14 protein-coding genes are annotated in these 26,068 nt (G+C 70.5%); 6 read left to right on the top strand and 8 right to left on the bottom strand.

Annotation, left to right across the window (positions count from 1 at the left end):
* Window positions 1-121 precede the first annotated feature (121 nt).
* Window positions 122-1,909 (top strand): DUF2264 domain-containing protein, encoded by a 1,788-nt coding sequence (locus ACSDQ9_RS08425; RefSeq protein ID WP_435145980.1) that lies wholly within the window; start codon window positions 122-124, stop codon window positions 1,907-1,909.
* A gap of 19 nt (window positions 1,910-1,928) precedes the next feature.
* On the opposite strand, the gene ACSDQ9_RS08430 is transcribed toward ACSDQ9_RS08425, so the two are convergent.
* The 3 genes from ACSDQ9_RS08430 to ACSDQ9_RS08440 form a co-directional block, all read right to left on the bottom strand.
* Window positions 1,929-3,146, bottom strand: a complete 1,218-nt coding sequence (locus ACSDQ9_RS08430; protein ID WP_435145982.1) for a M23 family metallopeptidase — start codon at window positions 3,144-3,146, stop codon at window positions 1,929-1,931.
* Window positions 3,147-3,239: 93 nt separating this feature from the next.
* Window positions 3,240-5,201, bottom strand: coding sequence for an ABC transporter ATP-binding protein (locus ACSDQ9_RS08435; RefSeq protein ID WP_435145984.1), 1,962 nt, complete (start codon window positions 5,199-5,201; stop codon window positions 3,240-3,242).
* On the bottom strand, window positions 5,198-7,105 hold the full coding sequence (locus ACSDQ9_RS08440) for an ABC transporter transmembrane domain-containing protein (RefSeq protein ID WP_435145986.1): 1,908 nt from the start codon (window positions 7,103-7,105) through the stop codon (window positions 5,198-5,200). Before ACSDQ9_RS08440 ends, ACSDQ9_RS08435 begins: the two co-directional genes overlap by 4 nt.
* A gap of 754 nt (window positions 7,106-7,859) precedes the next feature.
* Between ACSDQ9_RS08440 and ACSDQ9_RS08445 the strand changes: the two genes are divergently transcribed.
* From ACSDQ9_RS08445 to ACSDQ9_RS08455, 3 genes are all read left to right on the top strand, one after another.
* Entirely contained in the window at window positions 7,860-8,435 is a 576-nt protein-coding gene (locus ACSDQ9_RS08445; protein WP_435145988.1) for a WhiB family transcriptional regulator, read from the top strand.
* A 207-nt stretch (window positions 8,436-8,642) separates the two neighbouring features.
* Window positions 8,643-14,174, top strand: coding sequence for an ATP-binding protein (locus ACSDQ9_RS08450; protein WP_435145990.1), 5,532 nt, complete (start codon window positions 8,643-8,645; stop codon window positions 14,172-14,174).
* Window positions 14,175-14,261: 87 nt separating this feature from the next.
* The gene (locus tag ACSDQ9_RS08455) at window positions 14,262-15,044 is read left to right on the top strand and encodes an HAD family hydrolase (RefSeq protein WP_435145992.1); all 783 of its coding nucleotides are present in this window, start codon (window positions 14,262-14,264) and stop codon (window positions 15,042-15,044) included.
* 13 nt (window positions 15,045-15,057) lie between these two features.
* Here ACSDQ9_RS08455 and serS read toward each other — a convergent pair whose 3' ends face one another.
* On the bottom strand, window positions 15,058-16,332 hold the full coding sequence (gene serS / locus ACSDQ9_RS08460) for a serine--tRNA ligase (protein ID WP_435145994.1): 1,275 nt from the start codon (window positions 16,330-16,332) through the stop codon (window positions 15,058-15,060).
* Between the two features lie 51 nt (window positions 16,333-16,383).
* A complete protein-coding gene (locus ACSDQ9_RS08465) occupies window positions 16,384-16,737 on the bottom strand; it encodes a YciI family protein (RefSeq protein ID WP_435145995.1) in 354 nt (117 codons plus the stop codon).
* Window positions 16,738-16,959: 222 nt separating this feature from the next.
* Here ACSDQ9_RS08465 and ACSDQ9_RS08470 point away from each other — a divergent pair, with 222 nt between their 5' ends.
* Entirely contained in the window at window positions 16,960-18,519 is a 1,560-nt protein-coding gene (locus tag ACSDQ9_RS08470; RefSeq protein ID WP_435145997.1) for a bifunctional phosphatase PAP2/diacylglycerol kinase family protein, read from the top strand.
* Between the two features lie 49 nt (window positions 18,520-18,568).
* Here the strand turns inward: ACSDQ9_RS08470 and pheA are convergent, their stop codons facing one another.
* Both pheA and ACSDQ9_RS08480 read right to left on the bottom strand, forming a co-directional pair.
* Window positions 18,569-19,486: a prephenate dehydratase gene (pheA, locus tag ACSDQ9_RS08475; RefSeq protein ID WP_435145999.1), complete on the bottom strand. Its 918-nt coding sequence runs from the start codon at window positions 19,484-19,486 to the stop codon at window positions 18,569-18,571.
* Between the two features lie 78 nt (window positions 19,487-19,564).
* On the bottom strand, window positions 19,565-20,452 hold the full coding sequence (locus ACSDQ9_RS08480; RefSeq protein ID WP_435146001.1) for a DUF2510 domain-containing protein: 888 nt from the start codon (window positions 20,450-20,452) through the stop codon (window positions 19,565-19,567).
* 96 nt (window positions 20,453-20,548) lie between these two features.
* Here ACSDQ9_RS08480 and ACSDQ9_RS08485 point away from each other — a divergent pair, with 96 nt between their 5' ends.
* On the top strand, window positions 20,549-21,898 hold the full coding sequence (locus ACSDQ9_RS08485) for a S8 family peptidase (protein WP_435146003.1): 1,350 nt from the start codon (window positions 20,549-20,551) through the stop codon (window positions 21,896-21,898).
* 62 nt (window positions 21,899-21,960) lie between these two features.
* On the opposite strand, the gene eccCa is transcribed toward ACSDQ9_RS08485, so the two are convergent.
* Window positions 21,961-26,058, bottom strand: coding sequence for a type VII secretion protein EccCa (gene eccCa, locus ACSDQ9_RS08490; protein ID WP_435146005.1), 4,098 nt, complete (start codon window positions 26,056-26,058; stop codon window positions 21,961-21,963).
* Window positions 26,059-26,068: the final 10 nt, after the last annotated feature.

Raw genomic sequence — 26,068 nt, forward strand, 5'->3', positions numbered from 1 at the left:
CCGGCTCAGCCCCTCCGCACCACCCCTCCGCACCACCCCTCCCCCGCCCCCCGGCCCCAGCCGCACCCGCTCTGGCCCACACGCAAACTCGCATCAAACGCTTCCACCCGGAGGAAGTTTCGTGACCGTTGCACCGTTTGATGAGAGTCTGCCCAGTCCGGGGGCGGCGGAGGATGCGGCCAGTTCGGGTGCGCCCAGTTCGGGGGCGACCAGTTCGGGGGTGGAGTGGGCGCGCGCCGAACACGCCGCCGTCGCCACCCGTGCGCTGCTCGCGTTGCGGCCCTACGCGTCACCGGGCCGCGCCCGCTTCGACCTGCCGGGGCCGGCCTCCTCGTCCGGCCGCGACAGCGATGCCCTCGAGGCATTCGCGCGTTCGTTCGCGGGCGCCGCGCACCTGCTCGCGGGCCAACCGGACGATCCGCACGGCTTCGCCGAGTGGTACGCCGCCGGCATCACCGCGGGCGTCGACCCCCACTCACCCGAGCGCTGGCCGACGTTGGACGAACGCGGCCAGGCCCAGGTCGAGGCTGCCGCCCTCGCGGTGGCCCTGCACCAGACGCGGGTTCTCGTCTGGGAGCGACTGTCGCCGCGCACGCAGCAGCAGCTGGTGGCGTGGCTGCAGGCGTCGTCCGGGGTCGCCTACCCGCCCTGCAACTGGGTGCTGTTCCACACCGTCACCCAGGCCTTTCTGGGGTCGGTCGGCGCCGCGAACGACGAGGCCCGCGTCGCCGAGCACCTGGAGTTCATGACCGGGTGCCACGTCGGCGACGGCTGGTACTCCGATGCCCCGCTCGCGCCGCACACCCGCCCGCGCATCGACTGGTACAACTCGTGGGTCATCCACCACCTGTTCTTCTGGCAAACCCGCATGGCCCCGGACGAACCCACCACCGCGCGCCTCTCGGGGCTGTGGCGGCAGCGCCTCGGGGACTGGGCCGAGCGGGCCGTCCGACTCATCGCCGACGACGGTGCCCCACTCTTCCAGGGACGCTCACTCACCTACCGCTTCGGGGTGGTGGCCGGGCTGTGGGACGCCGCGATCGCGGGGGTCGGGCCCCGGCCCGAACTGGTGCGTCGGGCCGCCGGACGCACGGTGGCCCACTTCGTCGATCACGGGGCCTTCGATGACCTCGGGCTGCTGACCCTGGGTTGGCACGGCACCCACGAACGTATGCGTCAGCCCTACTCAGGCCCGGGTTCGCCGTACTGGGCGATGCACGGTTTCGCCGGTCTGGCGCTGCCCGCCGACCATCCGATCTGGACGAGCGAGGCGCCAGACTCGACGCCTGCGCCGGCGCCTGGCCCCGCCCTCGTGCCCATGCCCGTGCCCGCGGCCGGTTGGCTCATCGACGCCCGGGCACCGGGTCTGGTGACCGTGGCCAACCACGGGGTCGACCATGCCTCGGACGAGGGGACGAGCGACCCGCTCTACGACCGGCTCGCCTTTTCGACCGCCACCGCGCCCATTGAGACCGACGACCCCGATGCCCTGAGAGACAACACGGTCATCGTCGAGGACGAGTTCGGCCGCTGGCAGCAGCGCCTGCTGGTCACCGGCGAGATCGAGACCGCCGGCGATGCGGTGGTCGCCCGCAGCACCTGGCGATGCGGTCCCGGGCCGAAGGCCCCGGTGGTCTCCGCGCGCTCCGTGCCGGCGGACGAACCCGGTGCAGAACTGCGCGATATCAGCGTCGACCGGGCCTGCCGACTGACGGTGACCGGATGGCCGGTGGCGACCGGATCCGGGGTGCACGCCAGCATCGAGCCGGTCGATCGGCAGGACGGTGAGCGGGTGCGACAGGTGTTTCGTGACCAGCCACTGGGAGACGAGGTCGTGGTCGAGGGGCTCCGCTTCGAGGTCGCCGCCGATGAGCGGATCACCGTGCGTGTGACCTGCACCCGGGACTGACCCTCGTCCCGGGAGAACCTCAGCCCTCCGGTGAGGTCGTGGCCGGGCTGGGTTCGGGAGCGAGCGGGTCGGGACTGCTGGGATCTGGACTGCTCGACTCCGACGGGCTCGGCTCGGGAGAACTGGGTACCGGAGAACTGGGCGCAGTCTCGGACGAGGCAGGGTCCGAAGGTGTGGGGCTGCTGGAAGGTGTGGCCGAGGGGCTGGGCGTCGGGCTGCTGCTCGGCGTTGGACTGGTGGGCGTCGGGCTGGAGGGCGTCTGACTGGTGGCCGGGTGACTGGGCGTCGGCGAGTGGCTGGGTGAAGGGCTGCGACTCGGCGTCGGGCTGGGTGTCGGACTGGCACTGGGCGTCGAACCGGCACTGGGAGTTGCACTGGCAGTCGAACCGGCACTGGGAGTCGAACTGGGCGACGAGCCCGGAGTCGGACCACTCACCGAGTACTCCAGCGTCGACAGGTCCACGATCACCGCACGACCGTCCAGCCACGGCACGGGATCGGTGAAGTTGCCGTCGGCGATCACCTCGAAGTGCAGGTGTGCACCGGTCGAGTAGCCGGTGGAGCCCACTCGTCCGACACCCTGGTGGGCGACCACCACGTCGCCGGCCCTGACCGCGAGCGACGACAGGTGGTTGTAACTGGTCACGACATGGTGGCCGGCGATGATGCCGTGATCGATGGTCACGCGGATGCCGTAGGCGCCGCCCCAGCCAGCCGTGAGCACCCGACCCGCCGCGGCCGCACCCACGGGCGTGCCGATGGGCACTCCGAAGTCGGTGCCGGTGTGCAGCTTGTAGACCCCCGTGATCGGGTGCACCCGCATGCCGAACGACGAGGTGATCGGGCCCGTGACCGGGCGCGACAGCAGCTTTCCCGTCGCCGAGCTCACGGCGGGGGCGACCACCCTGGGAATCACGGTGGGCGGCGTCAGGTCGACCGGCTGACCGCCCTCGTCGAAGTGCCCCGGGTCGAACAGTCGAGGGTCGGTGGCCGCCGTGAGCGAGGGCACCTGGTCACCCGCTGGTGAGGTGGTCGACGGATCACCGGACGACGCCGGTGCCCCACCGTCGACCTGCGCCTGCACCGCGGGCATGGCCAGCGCGATCACGGTCGGGGTGGTCGCGCTCGGGGACGCGGCGGGGTCGTGCGGTTGGGCGCACGCCAGCGTCGCTGAGCCCACGCACAGCACCACCAGCACGCTCACCCGCTGCAGCCCCCTGGCCACGCCGATCGGCATCGCGCCTCCCCCCGTCAGCTCGACCCGTCCATGACAGCACGCATCCGACCGGATCGGAAGGGGTTGGCCGCAAACAACCACACCCCAGCGACGTCAGCTCGTCCAGGCCCGCCACAGATCGGCGTACTCGCCCTCCAGTGCCATCAGCTCGTCGTGCGAGCCGAGCTCGGCGATCGACCCGTCGATCACCACCGCGATCCGGTCGGCATCGTGGGCCGTGTGCAGCCGGTGGGCGATCGCGACCACGGTTCGTCCGGTCAACAGCACCGACATCGAGCCCTCGAGATGGCGCGCGGTCTGCGGGTCGATCAACGAGGTGGCCTCGTCGAGCACGAGCGTGTGCGGGTCGGCCACCACCAGGCGGGCCAGAGCCACCTGCTGGGCCTGCGCCGGGGTCAGCCGGGCATTGCCCGAACCGACCTTCGTGGCCATGCCCTGCGGCAGACGCTCGACCCAGTCGAGCGCGTCGACGGCCTGCAACGCGGAGCGCACCTCGTCGTCGGTGGCGGTCGTCTCCCGCGCCAGCACGATGTTGTCACGCACCGAACCGACGAACACGTGGTGCTCCTGGGTGACCAGCGCCACCTCGGTGCGCAGCCGGTCGAGCGGCAGCCCCATGATGTCGACGCCTCCGACGGTCACGGCGCCGGTGCGCGGGCCGTTGATGCCCGACAGCAGCCGACCCAGCGTTGACTTGCCCGAGCCCGAGGGGCCCACGATGGCGAGTCGCTCCCCCGGCACCAGGTCGAGATCGACCCCGTGAAGCACGTCGTGACCCTCGCGGTAGGCGAAGCGCAGATCGCGCCCCACCAGGTGCGAATCGGCCGGCTGTTCACCCGAGGCCACCCTGTCCTGCGGCACCTCGGCGATGCCCAACAGGCGGGTGGTCGAGGCCATGCCCACCTGGGCACGGTCGAGGGTCTGCACCAGCACGTCCATGGGTCCGATCAGCTGCTGCAGGTACAGAGCAGCGACCGTCACCTGCCCCAGCGTCACCCAGTCGTTGACGTAACCGACCGCCCCGAGCACCACCACCAGGATCAGCGGACCCTGGAAGGCGTAGTCCATCGTCAGGAACATCAGGTTGCGCAGGCTCATCGTGTACCGCTCGGCCTGCGACGAGACCTCCACGTCGATGTCGGTCTGCCGGGCACGACGCCGCTGCAGCCCCAACGCCTCGACCGTGCGCGCGCCCTCGACCGATTCGGTCAGCGTCGAATTGATGGTCGAGTAGGAGTCACCCTCGGCGATGTAACCGGCCAGCGCGTTCTTGAGGTAACTACGCACCGTGAAGAACAGCACCAGCATGCCGAGCACGGTCGGAATGGTCAGCAACGGCGAGTTGAGGAACAGCGCCACCAGCGTCAGGCCGACCAGGCCGATGGTGGTGACGAACTGGGGCAGCGCCCACTGCGCCGCCGCGGCCATCGCCGAGACGTCGCGGGTCACGCGGGTCACCAGATCGCCGGTACCGGTCGATTCCACTCGCGACAGCGGCAACCGCAGCACAGTGCGGACGACCTCCTCGCGCGCCGACGACAGGAGATCCTGGCCGAACACCGTGGTGATCAGCCGCGTCAGGTAGGTGAGGATGCCCTGCAGCACCACCACTCCGGCCGCAGCCAGACAGATGCCGTTGAGGGACGAGGCCAAGGTCGGGTCACCGCCCACGACCCGGTCGACCACCCGCCCCAGCATGCGGGGCACGATCAGGCCCGCCACCGCGGCGAGCAGCGAGAACACCACCAGGGCAACGATCGTCCGGGTGCGGGTGGCGACCAGTTGGCGCAGGAACGCAAAGACGCGCTCATTGCTGGCGACCGGCAGACCCCGCTCGGGGTTGCGCTGGCGGGCGAGCACGGCCTCGGCCAACTGCCGACGCAGGCGATGGCGGGCACGCCACTTGGCGAGGCGAGTGAGCACCGATCCGCGGTGGTCGGCGTCGAGTTCGGGGGCCACCCGGTCGTCGATCCCGGGATGATCGAGCCAGGTCTCGGCCGAATCGACCAGCGTGGTGATGGCCAACCCCTCGGTGATGACGGAGTTCTGGGTCATGCCGACTCCTCCTCGTCGATGCCCCGCTCGACCACCGCACGGTAGGCCGGCGAGTGCTGCATCAGGTCATGGTGGCTGCCACGCTCGACGCACACCCCGTCGACCATGAACACCACCTCGTCGGCCACGTGCAGGATCAGCGGCGACACGGTGGTCACGATGGTGGTGCGACCGCGCCGGGCCTCGGCCAGACGCTCGGCGATGCGCGCCTCGGTGTGCGCGTCGACGGCCGACGTGGGCTCCACCAGCACCAACACCTCGGGGTCGGCCACCAGGGCCCGCGCGAGCACGAGGCGTTGCCGCTGGCCGCCGGAGAGGCCTCGTCCGCGCTCGTCGATGCGACCCTGCCACCCCCCGGGGACGAGGTCGTAGACGTCCTCGGCCGAGGCGACGCGCAGGGCCGACTCGGCCTGCTGGCGGGTGGCGCGACCCGAGGGATCGACCAGCTGCTGCAGCGTGCCGGCGAAGATCATCGCCGAGGTGTCGCTGACCAGCACCCGACGGCGGAACTCGTCCAGATCGAAGCGCGAGACGTCGATGTCGTCGTAGGTGACCCCCCACGGACGAGAGGCCTGCTCCTCGTCGGCCTTGGCCAGAGCGGCCAGCTCGGCGGCCTTCTCGGCCCGGGCCTGGCGTGCGGCCCGGCCCTTGAGTGACTCGTCGATCTCGTGGCTGACCGGCTCCTCGATGCCCGTCAGGTAGCGGCCGATGCGGTCGGCCAGGGCGGCGGAGTCGTCCGGCACCGACGAGACGACCACCGTGAGTCGACCGGGGTGGGCGAGGAAGGTCGACTGCTCGTCCTTGATGACGGCATCGCGGGGCAGGTCGACGGTGTCGGCGTCGGGGTTCCAGGGGGCCGACTGACCCAGCACCACCACGGTCTTCTTGGCCGCCACCAGGCCCTGCACCCACTTCTGGACGAACTCGTACATGGTGTAGACCGGCCACACCAGGTAGACGGCATACCCGAAGAAGCTGATCAGCTGACCCACCGAGAGGGCGCCGGCGAGCACCTCACGCACGCCCAGCCAGGTGAGCAGCACGAGCAGCAGGCCGCCCAGCAGGGTCGCCAGGGCATCGACCGCCGACTGCCACGCGCCGGCCTCGACCCCGGCCTTGCGCACGTGCTGCGACTGCCGCACGTAGTTGTCGCCGAACGTCTTCTCGCCGCCGATGCCCCGCAGGATGCGCAGGCCCGCCACGATGTCGGTCGCCATGCCCGTGAGTTCGGACGAGCGCGTGCGTTCCTTGGTGCGGGCAGCCTGCAGCGGACGAAGGAAGGGTGCCGCGGCGCCGACCAGCAGGGGCGCGGCGACCAGCACCACCAGCCCGAGCTTCGGCGACTCCCCCAACACCAGCACGGTGACGAAGATGAAGGCCGACAGGGCTCCGATGGCGCGGGTGAGCACCTCCTGGGTGGCGCCGAAGGTGTCGGCGTCGCCGCCGGCCACCGACAACACTTCGCCCGTGGGCGTGCGCCGGGGAAGCACGTGACCCATCGACAGCGCCCGACGGCTGATCAGGCCGATGATGCGGTAGATCGCCACCACCCAACCGGCGACGACGACCGTGTGCCCGAAGACGCCGAAGAAGACGCCGATGGTGACGGCGAGGAACATCCAGCCGGCCCACCCGAGGGCGGCGCGCACGTCACCCTGGCTGATGCCGACGTCGACGGCTCGTCCGAACAACCACGGGGTGACCGCCGACGATCCGAACCAGAGCACCGAGCTGAGCGCCGAGATGGCCATGATCTTCCACTGCTGGCGCAGGAACCACAGCAGGAAGCGCAGGGGCGAGCGCACGTCGGGGCGCTCGTCACCCGTGGGAAGGGGACGAGGGGTGGGGTTGGCTGCGACCGGCGGCAGCCCGTACGCGTGCACACGCGGCGGAAAAGTCTCCATGGCGGGGTTCAGCCTACGGGCATTCCACCGGCCCTCCCACCGGGTTTTCGGGGGCGCACCGCCGCCCCACCCCGACATCCACCCGCCCCCGCGGGACTACCGCCCACCCCACCCCGAGCTGCTGCCCGCACCACCGACAGCCGCCGCCCCACCCCGACTGCCGCCGCCCCACCCCGACTTGGCTTCAGTTGTGGCACTTGGCTTCGCTCCAGAACCGAAGCCACGTGCAGGAACTGAAGCCAGGTCGCGGTGGGGAGACGTGGGCGCGGGCTTGGCTGCCGTGGCGAGGGTTTGGGCGCGGCTTCGAGGTGGACGCGAGGGCCCTCCAGACCCACTACGACGATGCGTCGTAGCGGCACACGGGCGGCGGACGATGCAGATCCCGGCGCCGCCGTTCAGAAGAAATTCACCCTCGGGAATGGTTCGCGCCAATGCATGGCCACTCGTCCGCGCATTCCTTCACACGTCGACAATTGAGCACTGAATCAAACTAGGTACCCATACTCAGACCACTTCGTCGCCTACTCAAATGGGGATGGGCAGGCGCGCGCAGGAAAGTTGAGTCACCTTCGTCACTCCTAGCCGTGGCCGGGTCGGGCGGGTTCTGGAAAGGTTGAGTCCGGGCCGAATCCGGGGGAACCAGCACCAAGGCCACCTCGTCAGACGGAGCGTTGTCAGCCCACGAACGTCGACCGGGAACCAGCCGGGGGGATCCCCCACCGGGGCCTGCTCAGGGAAGAAAGTTGGACCACACATGTTGAGCACGACCACTCTCACGGCCACCGCCTGCGCCACCCGTACCGATCTCTTCCAGCACCCATTGCTGGAAGATCCGGGCACCTGCCAGGGCGTGGAGGGTCGCCAGCAGCAGCAGGAGCTGCAGCGGGCCGCCGAGGACCTGTGCCGACAGTGCCCCCTGATGACCTCGTGCCTCTACTCCGCCGTGGTCGAGCACGACGTGGCCGGCTACGTCGCCGGCACCACCCCTCGCCAGCGCGCCGAGATCCGCAGCCGCCTCGGGGTGAAGGTCAAGCCCGAAGACCTCGACACGCTCGCGGGTGTGACCACCCCCAACCGTCAGATCGACCACGACGAGGTCATTCGGTTGCGCAATGCCAACCCCTACGAGTCGCTCGACTCCATCGCGCGTCGCCTCGGCTGCTCGCTGTCGACCGTCAAGCGACACCTGCGCAAGGCCCGCACCGAGGATGCCCCCGTCGAGAACCCCGGGCTGCACGCAGTCGCCCCGTCGGTTGAGCAGGTGATGCACGCCTACAAGGTCGTGACCACCCGCACCACCGAGCGCAAGACCGACCGCCGGGCCGCCTGACCCGATCCCGGTCAGCGCCAGCCAACCCCGGCCGATTCCCCCGACGAGTGCCTCCCCGCCCACCCGGCGGGGAGGCACTCGTCCGTCGGGCAGTTGTGGGGTTCCCACAAAATCAATCTCCGATGTCCTGAGCGTGCATCCCACCTTCGGGCACGGGTTGGTCGTAGCGTCGGGTTGACCCTTTTCGCCCACCCACAGGACGTCGACATGGCCTCGCTCCCTTCGCCCAGCACCGCGTTCCCGATCGCGCAGAAGGTCAGGCGCATCGCCGTCGTGAACCGGGGCGAGGCAGCCGTCCGACTGATCCGCGCGGTGCGCGACCTCAACGCCGAGCACCCCGGCGGCGATCAGATCCAGGTGATCGCCCTGCACACCGACGGCGAGTCGGGTGCCATGTTCGTGCGCGAGAGCGACCTCGCCTACAACCTTGGTCCTGCCTCGGAGCGGCCCTACCTCAACCACGCGCTGCTCGAGAAGGCGCTGCTCGCCACCGCCGCCGACGCCGTCTGGGTCGGTTGGGGGTTCGTCGCCGAAGACCCGGCCTTCGCCGAGGTCTGCGAGCGCCTGGGCATCACCTTCATCGGCCCCCGCGCCGAGGCCATGCGCCAGCTGGGCGACAAGATCGGGTCGAAGCTGATCGCCGAAGAGGTGGGCGTGCCCGTCGCTCCCTGGAGCCGCGGAGAGGTCGCCAGTCTCGACGAGGCCCTCGAGGTGGCCGGTCGCATCGGCTACCCGCTGATGCTGAAGGCCACCGCCGGCGGTGGCGGTCGCGGCATCCAGAAGGTCACCAGCGACGCCGACCTGACCGACGTCTTCGACCGCGTGCGCGGCGAGGCCGAGCGTGCCTTCGGGTCGGGCGTCGTCTTCCTGGAGAGCCTGGTCACCGGCGCCCGCCACGTCGAGGTGCAGGTGATCAGCGACGGCGAGACCGCGTGGGCCCTCGGCGTGCGCGACTGCACGGTGCAGCGCCGCAACCAGAAGATCATCGAGGAGTCGTCGTCGCCGCTGCTCAGCCCCGAGCGGGTCGCCGACGTCAAGGCCAGCGCCGAACGCCTGGCCGTGCGCGTCGGCTACAAGGGCGCCTGCACCGTCGAGTTCCTCTACCAACCGGACGAGGACCAGTTCGCCTTCCTCGAGGTCAACACCCGTCTGCAGGTGGAGCACCCGATCACCGAGGTGACCACGCGCACCGACCTGGTGAAGCTGCAGATCCATGTCGCCAACGGCGGCCGCCTCGAGGGCGATCGTCCCGCCGAGATCGGGCACGCCATCGAGGCCCGCCTCAACGCCGAGGACCCCGATCGCGACTTCGCGCCCGCCCCCGGACGCATCCAGTACCTGTCGCTCCCCCAGGGCCCCGGCGTCCGCGTCGACTCCGGGGTCGAAGAGGGCGACACCATTCCCGCCGACTTCGACTCGATGATCGCCAAGATCATCGTCTTCGGCGCCACCCGTGACGAGGCGCTGGCCCGCCTGCGCCGCGCGATGGCCGACACCTCCGTGGTGATCGACGGCGGCACCACCAACAAGAGTTTCGTGCTCGACCTGCTGCGCCAGCCCGAGGTGATCGACGGCTCCGGTGCCGAGGGCTGGGCCGACACCGGCTGGATCGACCGCGTGCGCGCCGAGGGCGGGCTGCAGCAGAACGCGCACTCGGGTGCCGCCCTGGTGGTGGCCACCATCGAGGCCTACCTCGCCGCCGAAGAGATCGAGCGCGCCCGCTTCCTCGACACCGCGCGCCGTGGTCGTCCGCTCGCCAACCACGACCTCGAACGTCCCATCGAACTGAAGCTGCGCGGCGTCACCCACGTGGTGCGGGCCCTGCGGGTGGGTCGCCACGAGTTCCAGGTGACCATCGGCACGGGCGCCGACGCCACCCGGGTGCTGGCCCGTTTCGACCGGTTGGACGAGTTCAACGCCCGCCTGGGACTGGGCGACGTCGTCCATCGCGTGCTGCTGGGTTCGCCCGGCCCCACCCAGATGATCGAGATCGACGGTCAGGCGCACCGCGTCAGCCGCGACGAGGGCGGGGTGCTGCGCTCGCAGGCGCCCGCGTTGGTGGTCGCCACCCCCGTCGCCGAGGGTGACGTCGTCAACGCCGGCGACCGGGTGCTGGTGCTCGAGTCGATGAAGATGGAGACGATCATCGCCGCGCCGTTCGCGGCACGGGTGCGCGAGGTGCTCGTTCGCGCTGGCACCCAGGTCGAGACCGGCGCACCGCTGGCCCGGCTCGAACCCCTGCAGGACCAGCCCGAGGCCGAGGAGGAAGCGACCGTCGACCTCGACCTGCCGGCCGCGGCCACCAGCGCCAACCAGGAGCAGGTGCTCGAGGCCCTGCGCAGCGTCGTGCTCGGCTACGACTCCGACCCCGACGCCCCCCACGAACTGCTGCAGTCGCACCTCGCCAGCCGCACGGAGGACTCCGAGACGCTCGCGCGCGAGGGAGCCCTGCTGGCGGTCTTCGCCGACGTCGCCGAACTGCACCGCAACAAGCCCGGGGCTGCGCCCGAGGAGGAGAACTTCTCCGACGCCCGCGTGCACACCTCGCGCGAGTTCTTCCAGCGCTACCTGCGCAGCCTCGACGTGGAGCGCGAGAAGCTCCCCGGCACGTTCGCCACCCGCCTGTCGACGGTGCTCGCCCACTACGGGGTGACCGATCTCGAGCAGAGCGAGGCGCTCACCGAGGCCGTGTTCCGCCTGTTCCTGGTGCAGCAGCGCTGGGCGCCGTCGTTGGCGGTGGCCACCGGAATCCTGCGCGCCTGGAGCCGGCAGTCGCAGCCGCTGGGCATCACCCGCGCCGACCTCGATCGGCTCATCCTCGCCACCCAGGTGCGCTTCCCCGCGATCGGCGACCTGGCCCGGTCGATCAGGTTCCGCTGGTTCGACAAGCCGATGCTCGACGCCGAGCAGTCGGCGGCCCTCGCCCAGGTGCCCGAACTGCTGGGTCACCTCGACGAGTTGCCCGACGGCCCCGCCCGTCGTGCCGTGGCGGACGAACTGGTGGCCGCCCCCGATCGCCTCGTCGGGTTCCTGACCACCGATGCCACCCGCCGGGTCTCGGCGGAGCAGCCGCTGCTGGGCATCCTCGCGATGCGCCACTACAACGGCATGGAGCTCAGCGACCTCACCGAGAAGGTGGTGAACGAGCACGCCGTCGCCACGGCCCGCTTCGTGGCCGACGGCCAGCCGGTCTGGTTGGTCTCGATGGTGGCCACCCTCGAGGAGCTCGCCCCCAGCGGTGAACTGGTCGACCTGCTCACCGCCGAGGTGGATGCCTGCCCCGAGGGCCACACGACGGTGGTCGACCTGTACCTGACCTGCGAGAACGGTGACGGCGGCGATCCGTTGGTCGAGAAGCTGAGCTCGCTGCTGGCCTCGATGCCGCTGATGGCCAGGCTGCACCGCATCGCCATCGCCGTGCTGCCGATCCACCACGGTCAGGTCGGCTCGTACACGTTCCGCCTCGGCGAGTCCGGCGAGGTCGAGGAGGTGCGTCTCGAACGCGGCGTGCACCCCATGGTCGCGCGCCGGTTGAACCTGTGGCGACTGTCGAACTTCGAGCTCACCCGCGTCGAGACCCCCAGCAACCTCGTGCTGCTCGACGCCGTCGCCAAGTCGAACCCCGCGGACGAACGCCTGATCTGCCTCACCCAGGTGCGCCGACTCACCCTGATGCGCGACGACTCCGGCCAGATCACGGCCCTGCCCCACCTGGAGCGCGCCCTCATCAGCGCGGTCGACGCGATTCGCCGCGCCCGCGCCGAGCGCGCCCCGAAGGCCCTCGACCACAACCACGTCTGGATCCACGTGTGGGGTGAGTTCGACGTCGACCTGCGCAACCTCGGCCGCATCGAACAGCAGTTGGCGCCGCTGACCGCCGATGCCGGCATCACCGAGGTGCGCATCCAGTCGCTGGTGACCCGCCCCGGCTCGAGCAAGCCGGTGCCCACGGTCGTCCGGTTCTCCCACCAGCCGGGCTTCGGCGTGCGCTTCCAGATCGAGGACCCGGCCACCGAACCCCTGGCCGAGATCAGCCACTACGACGAACTGGTGCTGCGCGCCCGTCGCCGCGGGCTGGTCTACCCCTACGAACTGTTCGGGCTGGTCTCGAGCTCTCGCGGTTCGGCCGTCGAACTCGATCTGGACGAGGCCGGGCGCCTCGTCCCCGCGAACCGTGAACCGGGCCGCAACAAGGCCGGGATCATCGTCGCCGACGTGTCGACCCCGACCCCCGTGCACCCGCAGGGGGTGCGCCGCATCGTCATCTTCGGTGACCCGCTGAAGTCGCTGGGTTCGATCGGGCGAGCCGAGGCCGACCGCATCGTGGCCGCGCTCGACCTCGCCGAGGCGGAGCGGGTGCCCGTCGACTGGTTCACGCTGTCGTCGGGTGCACGCATCTCGATGGACTCCGGCACCGAGAACATGGATGCCGTCGCCCACGCGCTCAAGCGGATCGTGGAGTTCACCCAGGACGGTGGCGAGATCAACGTCGTCGTGGCCGGCATCAACGTCGGCGCTCAGCCGTACTGGAACGCCGAGGCGACCATGCTGATGCACACCAAGGGCATCCTGGTGATGACCCCCGACTCGGCGATGGTGCTGACCGGCAAGCAGTCGCTCGACTTCTCGGGGGGCGTCTCGGCCGAGGACAACTTCGGCCTCGGCGGCTACGACCGCATCATGGGTCCGAACGGCGAGGCGCAGTACTGGGCTCCTGACCTGGCGGCCGCCCAGGCGGTGCTGATGCGTCACCACGAGCACGCCTATGTGGCCCCCGGTGAGGCCGGGCCTCGTCCGTTGCACACGCACGACCGGGACGACCGCGACATGTCGACCACGCCGCACGTGCTCGAGGGCTCGGACTTCGCGACGGTCGGCGAGATCTTCTCGGTGGAGAAGAACGCCGAGCGCAAGAAGCCGTTCGACATCCGCACGGTGATGCGCGCGCTGGCCGATGCCGACCACGAGCCGCTCGAACGGTGGGCCGGCATGGCCGATGCCGAGACCTCGGTGGTGCACGACACGACGCTGGGTGGCATGCCGATCCAGCTCATCGGTATCGAGTCGAAGGCGGTGGCCCGCGCCGGGTTCCTGCCCGCCGACGGCCCCGACCAGTTCACCGCCGGAACGCTGTTCCCGCGGTCGTCGAAGAAGACCGCGCGGGCCATCAACGCGGCCTCGGGGAATCGTCCGCTGGTGGTGTTGGCGAACCTGTCGGGCTTCGACGGGTCGCCCGAGAGCCTGCGGCACCTGCAGTTGGAGTACGGCGCCGAGATCGGCCGGGCCATGGTCAACTTCCGGGGCCCGATCGTGTTCGTGGTGATCTCGCGCTACCACGGCGGCGCGTTCGTGGTGTTCTCGAAGGCACTCAACCCGCAGATCACCGTGCTGGCACTCGAGGGCTCGTACGCCTCGGTGATCGGTGGGGCCCCGGCCGCTGCCGTGGTCTTCTCGCGGGACGTCGCCAAGCGGGTCGAGGAGGACACCCGGGTCATCGACCTGCGCGGTCGGGTCGAGTCCGCCCGCGACGAGCAGCGTTCGCTGCTGCAGGCCGAGCTGGAGGATCTGCGTCAGCAGGTGCGAGCCGAGATGATCTCGACCGTGGCCCAGGAGTTCGACGGGGTGCACTCGATCGAGCGCGCCGTCGAGGTCGGGTCCGTCGACGAGATCGTCTCGGTGGCCAGGCTTCGTCCGCGCATCATCGAGATCCTGCGCGCGGCGCGGGAGTCCAACGCCTGACCGATCCAGAACGGCGTCACCCAAAGTTCAGGCGCTCCCCACGCGGCGGTCACGCCCTCGCGCGCGCCCAACTGGCAGGCTGGAGGCATGACCTGGCGCCCCCAACTCGTCGCCCTCGACATCGACGGAACCCTGCTCGACCACGACGGCGGCATGCCTGATTCGGTGCATCGGGCGGTGAGGTCGGTCGTCGAGGCGGGGGTTCCCGTGGTGCTGGCCACTGGACGAGGCTGGTTCTCGACCCGCCCCATCGCCGAACACCTCGGCCTTCCCCAGGGGCACCAGATCTGCTCCAACGGCGCGGTGATCGTGCACTACCCGCCGTTCGAGCTGAAGGTGGTGCAGACCTTCGACCCCGGGCCCGTGATCCGCCGCGTGCACGAGTTGGCGCCGAACGCCGCCATCGCCGTCGAGATCATCGGCACCGGCTACCGGCTCAACAAGCCCTTTCCCGACGGCGACCTGCAGGGCGACATCGTCATCGAGACCGTCGAACAGCTGGCCGCCGAACCCGCCAGTCGCGTGGTGATTCGCGACCCCGAGGCCGACATCACCGAGTTCGAGGAACTCGCGCAGCACGTCGGCATGCACGGCGTCAGCTACGCGATCGGCTGGTCGACCTGGCTCGACATCGCACCCGAGGGCGTCAACAAGGCCTCCGCCCTGGCGACGGTGGCCTCCGAACTGGGCGTGCAGCAGGCCGACGTGCTGGCGCTCGGCGACGGTTTCAACGACGTCGAGATGCTGACCTGGGCCGGGCGCGGCGTCGCGATGGGCAACGCGCATGACGGGGTGAAGGCCGTGGCCGACCACACCACGGGCCACTTCGACGACGACGGCACCGCCGAAGAACTGGCCCGCTGGTTCTGACCCTGGTGGGGACTCAGCTTGCAGGGGTCAGGAACTCGGCCCCACCGAAGTAGGGACGAAGCGCCTGCGGCAGCCGCACCGAACCGTCGGCCTGCTGGTGGTTCTCGAGGATCATGATGATCGGACGAGCCATCGAGCACAGGGTGCCGTTGAGCGTGGCAACGGGCGCGACCCCCTCGTCACCGCGCGCGCGGATGTTGAGTCGGCGCGCCTGGAAGTCGGTGCAGTTCGAGGCCGAGGTGATCTCGCGGTAGCGGTTCTGGCTCGGCACCCAGCCGTAGCAGTCGAACTTGCGCGCCGCCGACAGGCCGAGGTCGCCGGCGGCCACGTCGAGCACCTGGTAGGGAATCTCGAGCAGCTCGATGAACTCCTTCTCGAAGCCCAGCAGCTTCTGGTGCCACTCCTCGGCGTCGGCGGGGTCGCAGTGCACGAACATCTCGACCTTGTCGAACCAGTGCACCCGGAAGATGCCGCGGGTGTCCTTGCCGTAGGAGCCGGCCTCGCGCCGGTAGCAGGGGCTGAACGCCACGTACTGCCGGGGCAGGGTGCCGGCCTCGAGGATCTCGTCGGAGTGGTAGGCCGCCAACGCCACCTCGGAGGTGCCGACCAGGTACAGGTCGTCGGCCTCGAGGCGGTAGACGTCCTGAGCGGCCTGGCCGAGGAAGCCGGTGCCCTCCATCGCCTCGGGCTTGACCAGCGCCGGCGGGATCATCGGGGTGAAGCCCCACTCGGCAGCCTTCAGCATGGCGAGGTTGAGCAACGCCAGCTCGAGCTGGGCACCCACGCCGGTGAGGAAGTAGAACCGACTTCCGGACACCTTGGCGCCGCGCTCCATGTCGATGGCCTTCAGCTTCTCACCCAGCACGAGGTGGTCGACCGGATCGAAACCCTCGGCCGCGAAGTCGCGCGGGGTGCCGACGGTCTCGAGCAGCACGCCGTCGTCCTCGCCGCCGGCGGGAACCCCGTCGATGACCAGGTTGCCGATCTGGCGCAGCAGCTCGTCGTAGCGGGTTCCGGCCGCATCGGCCTCGGCCTGCGCCGCCTTCACCCGGGCCGCCAGGTCCTTGGTGCGGGCGAGCAGGGCAGCCTTCTCGTCCCCGGACGCCTGGGCGACCTGCTTGCCGAGGTCCTTCTGCTCGGCCCGCAACGACTCGAACGCGACGATGCCGGAGCGTCGGGCCTCGTCGGCCGCGATCAGTTCGTCGACGATCTCGACCGACTCCCCGCGCGCGGTCTGGGAGCGACGGATGCGGTCGGGGTCGGTGCGCAGCAGCTTCGGGTCGATCATGGGGTCAGCCTATCGGCAGCCCTCGTCCGTGGTCGCGCGCGATTCCCGCCCTCACTCGGGCATGCTCGGGAACCGATGCACCTCCTGCGGCCAGTCCAGGGCGACGGCCACCTTGCCCGCCCAGTGCCGCGCGGCCTCGTCGTCGGGCACCGCGATCACGGTGAATCCACCCAGATGCTCCTTGGTCTCGGTGAAGGGTCCGTCGGTGAACACCGGACGATCCCCGTCGGCGGTCACCGAGAACAGCGCCGTCGTGGCGTCAATGCCGCCATCGGCGAAGACGAAGACACCCGCCTCCTTCATCTCCTCGAGCACCGCCAGGGAACGGTCGCGCTTGTCGATCAGCTGCTCGTGGGTGTGCTCGGGCACCCACTCGTCGTTGAAGGCGATCAGGTACTGGGGCATGGCTGGTTCCTCTCGATCGGGTGACGGCGACTGCGCGTCACACCTCATCCACGAACGGGACTCTCCCCATTCGACACGTTCGCCCACCTCCGCGCAGCCTGTCGCCCGATTCAGCGTCGCCCGATTCAGCGCCACAACCCGCACGCGGGCTGCGTGCACCCCCTCAACAAGGCCTCGCGTCGAGCCCGCGTGCGGGTTGTGGCGGCGGCTAGGCTGCCGCGCATGAGAGGCCGCACACCGTTCGCCGCGTGGGTGACCCTGGCATTCGCGGCCGCGTTCGCCCTCTGCAGCTGGCTGACCCTCGGCACCGGCGCGCTGTCGCCCCTCGACCACGCTCACCCGACCGTGCGCCCGGGCACGTGGTGGGCCGAGGCGGCCACCGCGATCGCCTTCGTCACCCAACCGATCTTCGTGATGCCCGCGCTCGCGCTCGCCGTCGGCGGTTGGGCCGTGCGCGCCAACCTGCGCCGGCTCGCCTCGGCCGTCGTCGCCGCCGTGGTCGTGGGCTGGGCAGCCGAACAGGTCGCCAAACGCGTCTTCCACCGGGAGCGCCCCGCCCACGACTTCGGCGACCTGTCCACGGCCCACGGTTTCTCGTACCCCTCGGGCCATGTCGTGGCCTTCACGGTCGCCGCCATCCTGGTCTCGGTCGCCGTGGCCGTCAGCCGACGTCGGCGCCGCCAGCAACTGGTGGTGAGGCTGCTGGCCGTGCTCGTGGTGCTGGCCGTCGCCCTGAACCGGTGGCTGCTCGGGGTGCACCACACCACCGACCTGATCGGCGGGGTGCTCCTCGGCGGCCTGGTCACCGCCGCCTCACTGTGGGCGTGCGGGGTGCACGTCGACCCCCGCTGGGCGCTGCTGTTGCCCTCGTCCGCCCCCACCGTCGACACCCGCCGACGCTGCGCCGTCGTCGTCAACCCCACCAAGGTGATCGATCTGGCCACCTTCCGCCGGGTGCTGACCAGGGAGCTCACGGTGCGCGGCTGGGCCGACCCGCTGTGGTTCGAGACCACCGTGGACGACCCGGGTCACCGCATGACCCGTGACGCCCTCGCGGCCGGCGCAGACCTGGTGCTGGCCGCCGGCGGGGACGGCACCGTGCGCGTCGTCGCCTCGGAGCTCGCCCATTCCGACGTGCCCCTGGGACTCATCCCGTCGGGCACCGCCAACCTGCTCGCCCGCAACCTGCGCGTGCCCGCCGACCTCGACGCCGCCCTCGCCCTGGCCCTCGACGGCAAGGCCTCCCCCATCGACCTGGTGCGGGTCACCGTCGAGGGACGAGCCGACGCCTCGACCCACGTCGCCGTGATGGGCGGACTCGGTATCGACGGGCTGGTGATGGCCTCGACCGACCCGCGCCTCAAGAAGACGGTGAAGTCGGTGGCGTACGGCGTGGCCATCGCCCAGAACATCGCCACCCCTCCCACGGAGGCCACCATCACCCTCGACGGCCACGTCATTCACGAGGGCCCGGCCACGCTGATGCTGGTGGGCAACGTCGGCGAGGTGCAGGCCGGTCTGGCCCTGTTCCCCGATGCGGACGCCGGCGACGGCCTGCTCGACGTGCTGGTGACCGCTCCCCGCAACCTGGGCGAGTGGTTCGCCTACGGTGTCGGGGTGCTGCTGCGCCGCAAGCACAAGGTGGTCATGAAGCAGGGCCGGCACCTGCACATCGAGGTGGCCCAGCCCCTGCCCTACGAGCTCGACGGCGACACCGTCGACGACGTGACCAGCTTCGACGCCCGGGTCGAACCCGGGTGCCTGCTCGTCGTCCGCCCCTGAGGAAGCCAGCCCCGACTCGTCCAGCCCCGACCCGTCCAGCCCCGACCCGTCAGCCGTCCAGTGACGCCACCCACGCGCGGGCGGCGGCGTGCTCCTCGTCCGACGTTCCCCGGGCGAGCGAGGGCTGCGCGCGATCGGCGCGCGGGTAGGAGCCGAGGAAGACCACGTCCTTGCAGACCCGCCTGAGTCCCCGCAGGGCCTCGTTCATGCGAGCATCACGCAGGTGGCCGTCGGCGTCGATCGAGAAGCAGTACGAGCCCAGCGTCGTCTTGGTGGGGCGCGACTCGATGCGCGACAGGTTGATCCCCCGGGTGGCGAACTGTTCGAGGATCTCCAGCAGCGCACCGGGGTGGTCCTCGTGCATGTAGGCGACCAGCGTCGTCTTGTCGGCGCCGGTGCGCTCGGGCACGGCGCCCGCCCGCGCGACCAGCACGAAGCGGGTGACGGCGGCCTCGTTGTCGGCGATCTCGTCGGCGGCCAGCTCGAGCCCGTACATGTCGCCGGCCACGCGGGCCGACACGGCAGCGTCAAACTTCGAGGCGGGGTCCGAAACCTCCTGCGCGGCCCCGGCGGTCGACCCGCCCTCGGTGACGGTCGCCTCCGGCAGGTTCGTCCGCAACCAGTCGCGGCACTGCGCGGCGGCGTGCGGGTGGGTGAGCACCCGCCGCACCGCCGACAGCGGGGTGCCGGGCCGCACGAACAGCCCGAACTGCACCGGCAGCAGCACCTCGCGGACGATCCGCAGCGGCTGGTCCGCCCCGCGACTCAGCGCCGTCAGCGTGTCGAGGGTGGCCGACACCCCACCCTCGACGGAGTTCTCGATCGGCACCAACGCCGCCGAGAGCTCACCGGAGGCGACCGCGTCGAGGGCCGCGCCCACCGTCGGCAGCGGCGTCCCGTCGCCCTCCCCGAGCGACAGCAGAGCCTGATGGGTGAAGGTTCCGGCCGGGCCGAAGTATCCGAGCATGTGCGTCACTGTAGGCCGCCCGACGATCGCAGGCGGTGGCCATCTCGCCCGGTCATGCCGCCGCCGACCGCCCGTCGGTCACTTCTCGATCAGCCGCACCGAGGCCACGGCGGCGTCGAACTCGGGCGAGAGTTCGCCCTGCACGGAGCCGCCGATCACCATCGCCACCACGAACCACTCGTTGGCGCTGTTCTGGAAGAAGACCGCGTCGAGCACCAGCGGGGCGTCGTTGACGGCCGAGACGAAGTCGATGGTGACGCGCCAGGCCGCCAGCCCCTCGCCGAGCCCCGGGTGGGCCGCCGAGTGGCGCAGCTTCGCGCCGACCGGGCGGTTCTGGTCGCCGCCGAAGGTGCGCTGCACGAGCGCCTGCATCGTCGCCGGCGCCGTCTGACCGATCGTCTCGGGAATCAGCGACTGCTCGGGCACGCCCACGAAGAACTGCCCGTTCGAGCCCTGCGGGTTGACCTTCGAGGCATGCACGGTCGACAGGTACGGGTCGAAGAACGGCGACAGGTCGGACGACTTGCCCTCGTTGCGGAAGGTCCACCCGGACGACGCCGGCGCCTGCACGGTGAAGCGGTCCATCAGCGTGATCCGCCCATCGGGCGCCGAGTACAGGTCGTTGTAGCCGTCCGCCGGGGTGCGGGTGGCGGCAGGTGAGACCGGACGCGGCCACGCCACATCGGGGCGGGCGTCGGCCCGCCGCTGGTTGGTGACCACGCCGATGCCGGCCATCACGGCCATCACGACGGCGATCACGGCGAGCCCGATCCAGACTGCCCGCATCACGCGGTCGCGCCGCGTGGGCACCGGCGTGACGGCCTCCCCGCCCGGCGGCGGGAACGCCTCGTCGCGGGTGGCCGAGAGCCACTGCGTCCACTGGCTGCCGTTCCACCAGCGGTAGCGGGCCGAGACATCGGGGTCGGGGTACCACCCCGCTCGCAGTCGCGTGCCCTCATCAGCCATGGCGCACACGATAGCCGCGCCCGATGTCACCGACGCCCCTGTCAGCCAGACCCTGCCACCGACGACCCTGCCACCGACGGCCACTAGCCTGAGGGGGTGACCACCACCCGCTCCCCCTGGCTCGCCCGCGCGGCCGTGACCGGCGTCGTGGTCTCGATCCTGTCGCTGCAGGCCCCCGCTGCGGCGCACGCCGAGGGCGAGCCGCTGGACGCGAAGCTCTGCCGGGCGAGCGCGCCCACGCCAGCCGCCGGTATTCCCACCATGTGGCACCTCGAGCGGCTGCACATGCAGCAGGCCTGGCAGCTCACCGACCCCCAGGGCCGTGCGCTCGACGGTCAGGGGGTGACCATCGCGGTGATCGACACCGGGGTGTCGAACCTCAACTCGGCCCTGCTCGACCCGCAGACGATCACCACCCTGAACTTCGTGCCCCTGGAGGACGACGAGAAGCTCGCTCCCCGCGGCGTCGGCGACACTGATCAGGGCATCAACTGCGGCCACGGAACGGGCGTGACGGCGGTCATCGTCGGTCAGCCCAACCTGGACCCCCGCACCAGTTACTCGGGCATCGCCCCCGGGGCCAGGGTGCTGGCCATGCGGGCCTTGAAGGCCGAGCCGACCAAGCAGGGCGGAACCCAGAAGGAAGACCCGACGTACACGATCCGGGCCATCGACGAAGCCGTGAAGCGCAAGGTCGATGTCATCAACATCTCGCAGGCCATGAGCTACGGCACCCCGGAGTATGCGGCCGCCGTCAAGCGAGCCATCGACGCGGGCACCGTGGTGGTCGCCGCAGCCGGCAACAAGGACCAGAGCATCGATGGTGCCGCCTACCCCGCCAGCTACCCCGGCGTGATCTCGGTCGGCCTGTCGAACCCTCAGGACATCGCCCCGAAGGAGCTGGCCCACGCCGACTCCCGCAATCAGGTCACCGTGGCCGCGCCCGGAGTGGGCGTGCTCACCCTGCGCCCGAATCGTCCGCCGGCCGCCGGCAAGACCAGCGTCGCCGACCTGTTGGCCAATCAGGCCTACGTCAGCGAGACGGGGACGAGCTTCGCCACCCCGATCGTGTCGGGCCTGGTCGCCCTCATGCTGCAGCGTGAACCCGACCTGACGCCCGCCCAGATCAGGCAGCGACTCGTCGAGACCGCCGATCCTCCCGTGGGCTCGGTGCCCGACAAGAGCCTCGGCCATGGCGTGGTCAACCCGATGCGGGCCCTGACGGGTCCGGCCGTCTCGTCGAGCGGGCACCCCTCGTCCGAGACCAGCCTCGAGCCGGTCACGCCCCGCCACCCGGCCGAGGTCGACCGTCGTCCGATGTGGTACGCGCTGGCGGCCGCGGGCGCCGCCCTCGCGCTGGCCGGGGCGGGCCTGCTGATCAAGCTCGTGGTGCCGCCCGCCGACCGGCGCGGCTACCGCGCCGCCAGGCCCGACCGCTCGCGCTGACCAGCCTCTGGCCGGCCCACCCTCTGGCCAGCCAACCTTCGTGCCAGCCAACCCTGGGGGTCTCAGCCCTGCTGGTCGCGCTCGTGGTCGAGGTTGGCCATCTGGATCATCACCTTGCCCGCCCGGTTGACGAGCGTGCCCCGACCCGGCGGCAGGGGCGAAGGCTTGATGTCGCCGAAGAGGGCGCCCTCGTCCTTGGTTCCGCTCATGATCAGCGCCGGCATCTGGGCGTCCTTCATGCGCGCGACGATCTGGTCGGAGAAGACCGTGCGCCCGGCACCACCCATCGATCGGACGATGATCAGGTGCAACCCGATGTCGAGGGCCTGGTTCACCAGGTCGGCGAACGGCGCCAGTGGGTTGCCCATCGACGTGGCCACCAGGTCGTAGTCGTCCACCACGATGAACAGGTCGGCGCCGGTCCACCACGACCGGTCGCGCAGCTGCTGCTGGGTCACGTCGGGCCCTGGCAGGCGGGCACGCACGGCGTCGGCCGAATTCTTCAGCAGGTCACCGGCGGCGCCGGCCGAGGGGGCGTACCCGATCAGGTGCTCGGTCTCGATGTAGCCCAGCTGCGAGCGCCGGTAGTCGATCAGCACGATCTTGGCTTCCTTGGGCGTGTACCGCTCCGTGATGCCCTTGAGGATCAGCTTCACCAGGTTCGACTTGCCGCTCTCGGGGGCACCGAACGCCACCAGGTGCGGTTCGACGTTCGGGTCGAAGTACACCGGCGACAACTCCAGCTCGTCGATCGCGTAGGGAATCCGTCGGTCGACACCGTCGTTCGTGACGGCCGGCAGGGCCTGGCGCGGCAGGCTGAGCGGCAGCATGCGCACCTCGGCGGCACGCGGGCCGTCCCAGGCGCGGTTCACGCGCTCGATGAAGTCGCGCTGGCCGCGCTGCACGTCATCGGCGCTCTCGACCCCGTCGATGCGGGGCAGACCGATGAGCGTGTGCAGCCCGTCGAGCTGAATGCCTCGCCCCGGGCGACCTGCCGGCACCAGCACCTGCACCTTGCGGTTGATCTCCGACTCGAACGGGTCGCCCAGCTTGAGTTCGACGCGGGTCTGCAGGTTGTCGCGAATGTTCGAGCGCATCTCCGACCACTTCGAGGCCGCCAGCACCACGTGGATGCCGAAGCCCAGACCGCCGTTGGCGATGTTGGTGATCACCTGTTCCTGGGCCTCGAACTCCTGCCTCACCGTGCCCCAGCCGTCGATGACCAAGAAGACATCGGTGGGGAAGCGGTCGGGCTGGATCGACCCGTCCCGTCGCCCGCGTCGATAGGTCACCATCGAGTCGATGCCGTGTTCGGCGAAGAAGACTTCGCGGCTGGTGCGCAGGCTGGTGATCTCGGCGATCGTGCGGCGCACCCGGTCGGTGTCGAGGCGGCCGGTGACCGAGCCCATGTGGGCCAGGTCGCGCATCGAGGTGAGGGCGCCACCGCCGAAGTCGAGCACGTAGAAGCCCACCTCCTGCGGGGTGTGGGTGAGCGCGAGTCCGGCGATCATGGCGCGCAGGGCCATCGACTTGCCCGACTGCGGGCCACCGACGACGGCCATGTTGCCGCCCGACCCCGAGAAGTCGAGCCACCAGGGGTCGCGTCGCTGGTGCCGCGGACGGTCGATCAGGGCCACCGGACCGCGCATCTGACCGTGCACCGAGGTGTCTGGCGTGGTCAGGCCGCGCCCCGGCAGCTCGACGAGCTGACCGCCGAGCAACTGGTCCATGGTGGGCGGGTCGTCGAGCGGCGGCAGCCACACCTTGTGCGCCGGCCAGCCATGCCCCTTCATGCGGTTGACCGCGATCGAGAGCATCGTCTCTTCCTCGTCCTCCTCCTCGGACGACGCCGAGGCCGGCTCCGGCTCGGCAGCCGCGGGGTCGGCGCCCTCGTCCGGCACCCGGCGCTGCGGCTCGGGTTCGGGCTCGGGTGGCTCCACCTTGGCCACCGGGGAGGCCGAGAACTCCAGCACCGGTGGCACCCACCGGCGCTCGATCACGGAGCCCCCGAGGTCACCGGTCACCCCACTGGGCGTGGCCGCCGACGGGCTGCCGTGCCACGGCCCCGAGACGTAGGCCGCCTTGAACCGGGTCATGCCGACGGTGTCGAACTTCAGGTAGCCGTTGCCGGGGCCCGGAGGCAGCTCGTAGGCGTCGGGCACACCGATGACGGTGCGCGACTCGGCCGGCGAGAAGGTGCGCAGCGCGATGCGGTACGACAGGAAGGTGTCCAGACCCTTGAGCTTGCCCTCCTCCAAACGCTGCGAGGCGAGCAGCTGGTGCACGGCGATGGATCGGCCCACTCGTCCGATCTGCAGGAACAGGTCGATGAACTCCGGACGAGCCGTCAGCAGCTCCGAGAACTCGTCCACCACGATGAACAGGTGGGGCATCGGGGGGATGTCGGCACCGGCCTGGCGGGCGATCTCGTAGTCCTCGCGGTTCTTGAAGTTGCCCGCCGAGCGCAGCACCTCCATGCGGCGGTCGAGCTCGCCACCGATGGCGTCCTGCATGCGGTCGACGAGACTGACCTCACCCTCGAGGTTGGTGATCACGGCGCTGACGTGGGGCAGGTCGTCCAGACCGAGGAAGGTGGCGCCACCCTTGAAGTCGACCAGCACCAGGTTGAGTTGCTCGGTGGAATGGGTCATCGCCAGCCCCAGCACCAGGGTGCGCAGGAACTCCGACTTGCCCGAACCGGTGGCGCCGATGCAGATGCCGTGCGGGCCCATGCCGCCCTGCGCGGCCTCCTTGATGTCGAGTTCGACGGGGCGCCCGTCCTCGGCGGTGCCGAACGGAATGCGCAGGTGCTGACGCAGCGGACGAAGTTTCCACGCCTGCCTGACGTCGAGGGTCAACGGGTCACCCACGCCCAGCATCGCCGGGTAGTCCTTGGGCGGCTCGAACACGACCTCGGTGGTTTCCTCCTCGTCGGACGAACCGCCGACGCTGGCGGCCGGCAGCCGGTAGGGCGCCATCGCCCGGGCCAGCATCTCCATGTAGACCATGGGCACCTGGTCGGGCTTGCCCAGCGAGGTGCGGGCGATCACTCCGCGCGGGGTGCGCCGGTGCAGGGTGACCGCGTCGGGCTGCACCTCGAGCACGGCGACGCGCTCGAGCAGGCGGTTGGGCACCTTCGACTCCCCGGTCACGTGCACGCCGATGGCGTGTGAGCTCGAGGTCTGGAACTGGCCGGCGGCCACGTCGTCCACCCCGTCGACCACCACCATGATCTGGGCCGGGGCCTCCTCGGTGCCGTTGCCGCCCAGCGAGAGCTCGACCAGGTCGTCGGCGTTGGTGGCGAACAGGCGGGCCTTGCCGGCGCCGTCGACGTTGACGGGGTGCTGCAGGTGCGGGAACCACTTCACCCACTGCCACTGGTCCTGCACCTCGGGGTCGGCGCACACCATCAGACGCACGTCCTGCGGTGAGTGCCAGGTGACGGTCTGGGCGACCATCGACCACGCCAGCTTGCGACAGGCCTCGACGTCGCCGACCAGTCTGATCTCGCGGAAACCGTCGAGGTTCATGGCCAGCGGCACACCCTGCACGAGGCGATGGGTGCGGATGAATCGACGCAGGGCCCCGGTGGTGAGCGGTTCGAGGTCTTCCAGCGGCTGCGCCTCGGGTGGGGTCAGCTTCTTCGCGAACTGCTGCGGACCGACGGAGACCCGAATCGAGGCGAAGTCGTCGTTCTCGCGGCGGCGTTCCCACATGCGCTTGTTGCCGACCACGGTCCACAGGGTCTCGGGGTCGGGGTGACGGTAGGCGACGGCGGCGCGCTGCTGGTCGGCGGCCGTGCGCACCTGCTTGCGGGTCTGGCCGAGGTAGCGGAAGTAGTCGCGCCGACCGGCGTCGAGTTGCTGGGCCTGGTCGTCCTGCCCGCGACCGTTCTGGCTGAGCATCATGCCCAGCATCGAGATCGCGTACATGCCGCCGATGATGCCGCCCATCGGGCCGCGGCTGGCGCCGCCACCGCCCATCATCATCAGGCCCATGGCCACCGCTCCGGCGGCCATCGGCAGCATCTGCAGCACCCGGGTGAAGGCCTTGCCGCCCTGCGGTGGGGGGATCTCGGGCGGCGGCTCCAGCAGCAGGTCACCCCGCGGCATGGCGGGCGGGTTGGCACGCTTGGGACGGTTGAAGGTGATCGTCGCCACTCGTGATCTC

Origin of the sequence: Aestuariimicrobium soli (assembly GCF_051192575.1) — a bacterium.
Taxonomy (GTDB): Bacteria; Actinomycetota; Actinomycetes; order Propionibacteriales; family Propionibacteriaceae; genus Aestuariimicrobium; species Aestuariimicrobium soli.

Coding starts and splice junctions, on each gene's coding strand:
- pheA (WP_435145999.1), bottom strand. CDS start 19,486: ATGCTCGGATACTTCGGCCCGGCCGGAACCTTCACCCATCAGGCTCTG.
- ACSDQ9_RS08480 (WP_435146001.1), bottom strand. CDS start 20,452: ATGGCTGATGAGGGCACGCGACTGCGAGCGGGGTGGTACCCCGACCCC.
- ACSDQ9_RS08455 (WP_435145992.1), top strand. CDS start 14,262: ATGACCTGGCGCCCCCAACTCGTCGCCCTCGACATCGACGGAACCCTG.
- ACSDQ9_RS08440 (WP_435145986.1), bottom strand. CDS start 7,105: ATGGAGACTTTTCCGCCGCGTGTGCACGCGTACGGGCTGCCGCCGGTC.
- ACSDQ9_RS08435 (WP_435145984.1), bottom strand. CDS start 5,201: ATGACCCAGAACTCCGTCATCACCGAGGGGTTGGCCATCACCACGCTG.
- ACSDQ9_RS08430 (WP_435145982.1), bottom strand. CDS start 3,146: ATGCCGATCGGCGTGGCCAGGGGGCTGCAGCGGGTGAGCGTGCTGGTG.
- ACSDQ9_RS08445 (WP_435145988.1), top strand. CDS start 7,860: ATGTTGAGCACGACCACTCTCACGGCCACCGCCTGCGCCACCCGTACC.
- ACSDQ9_RS08450 (WP_435145990.1), top strand. CDS start 8,643: ATGGCCTCGCTCCCTTCGCCCAGCACCGCGTTCCCGATCGCGCAGAAG.
- serS (WP_435145994.1), bottom strand. CDS start 16,332: ATGATCGACCCGAAGCTGCTGCGCACCGACCCCGACCGCATCCGTCGC.
- ACSDQ9_RS08465 (WP_435145995.1), bottom strand. CDS start 16,737: ATGCCCCAGTACCTGATCGCCTTCAACGACGAGTGGGTGCCCGAGCAC.
- ACSDQ9_RS08470 (WP_435145997.1), top strand. CDS start 16,960: ATGAGAGGCCGCACACCGTTCGCCGCGTGGGTGACCCTGGCATTCGCG.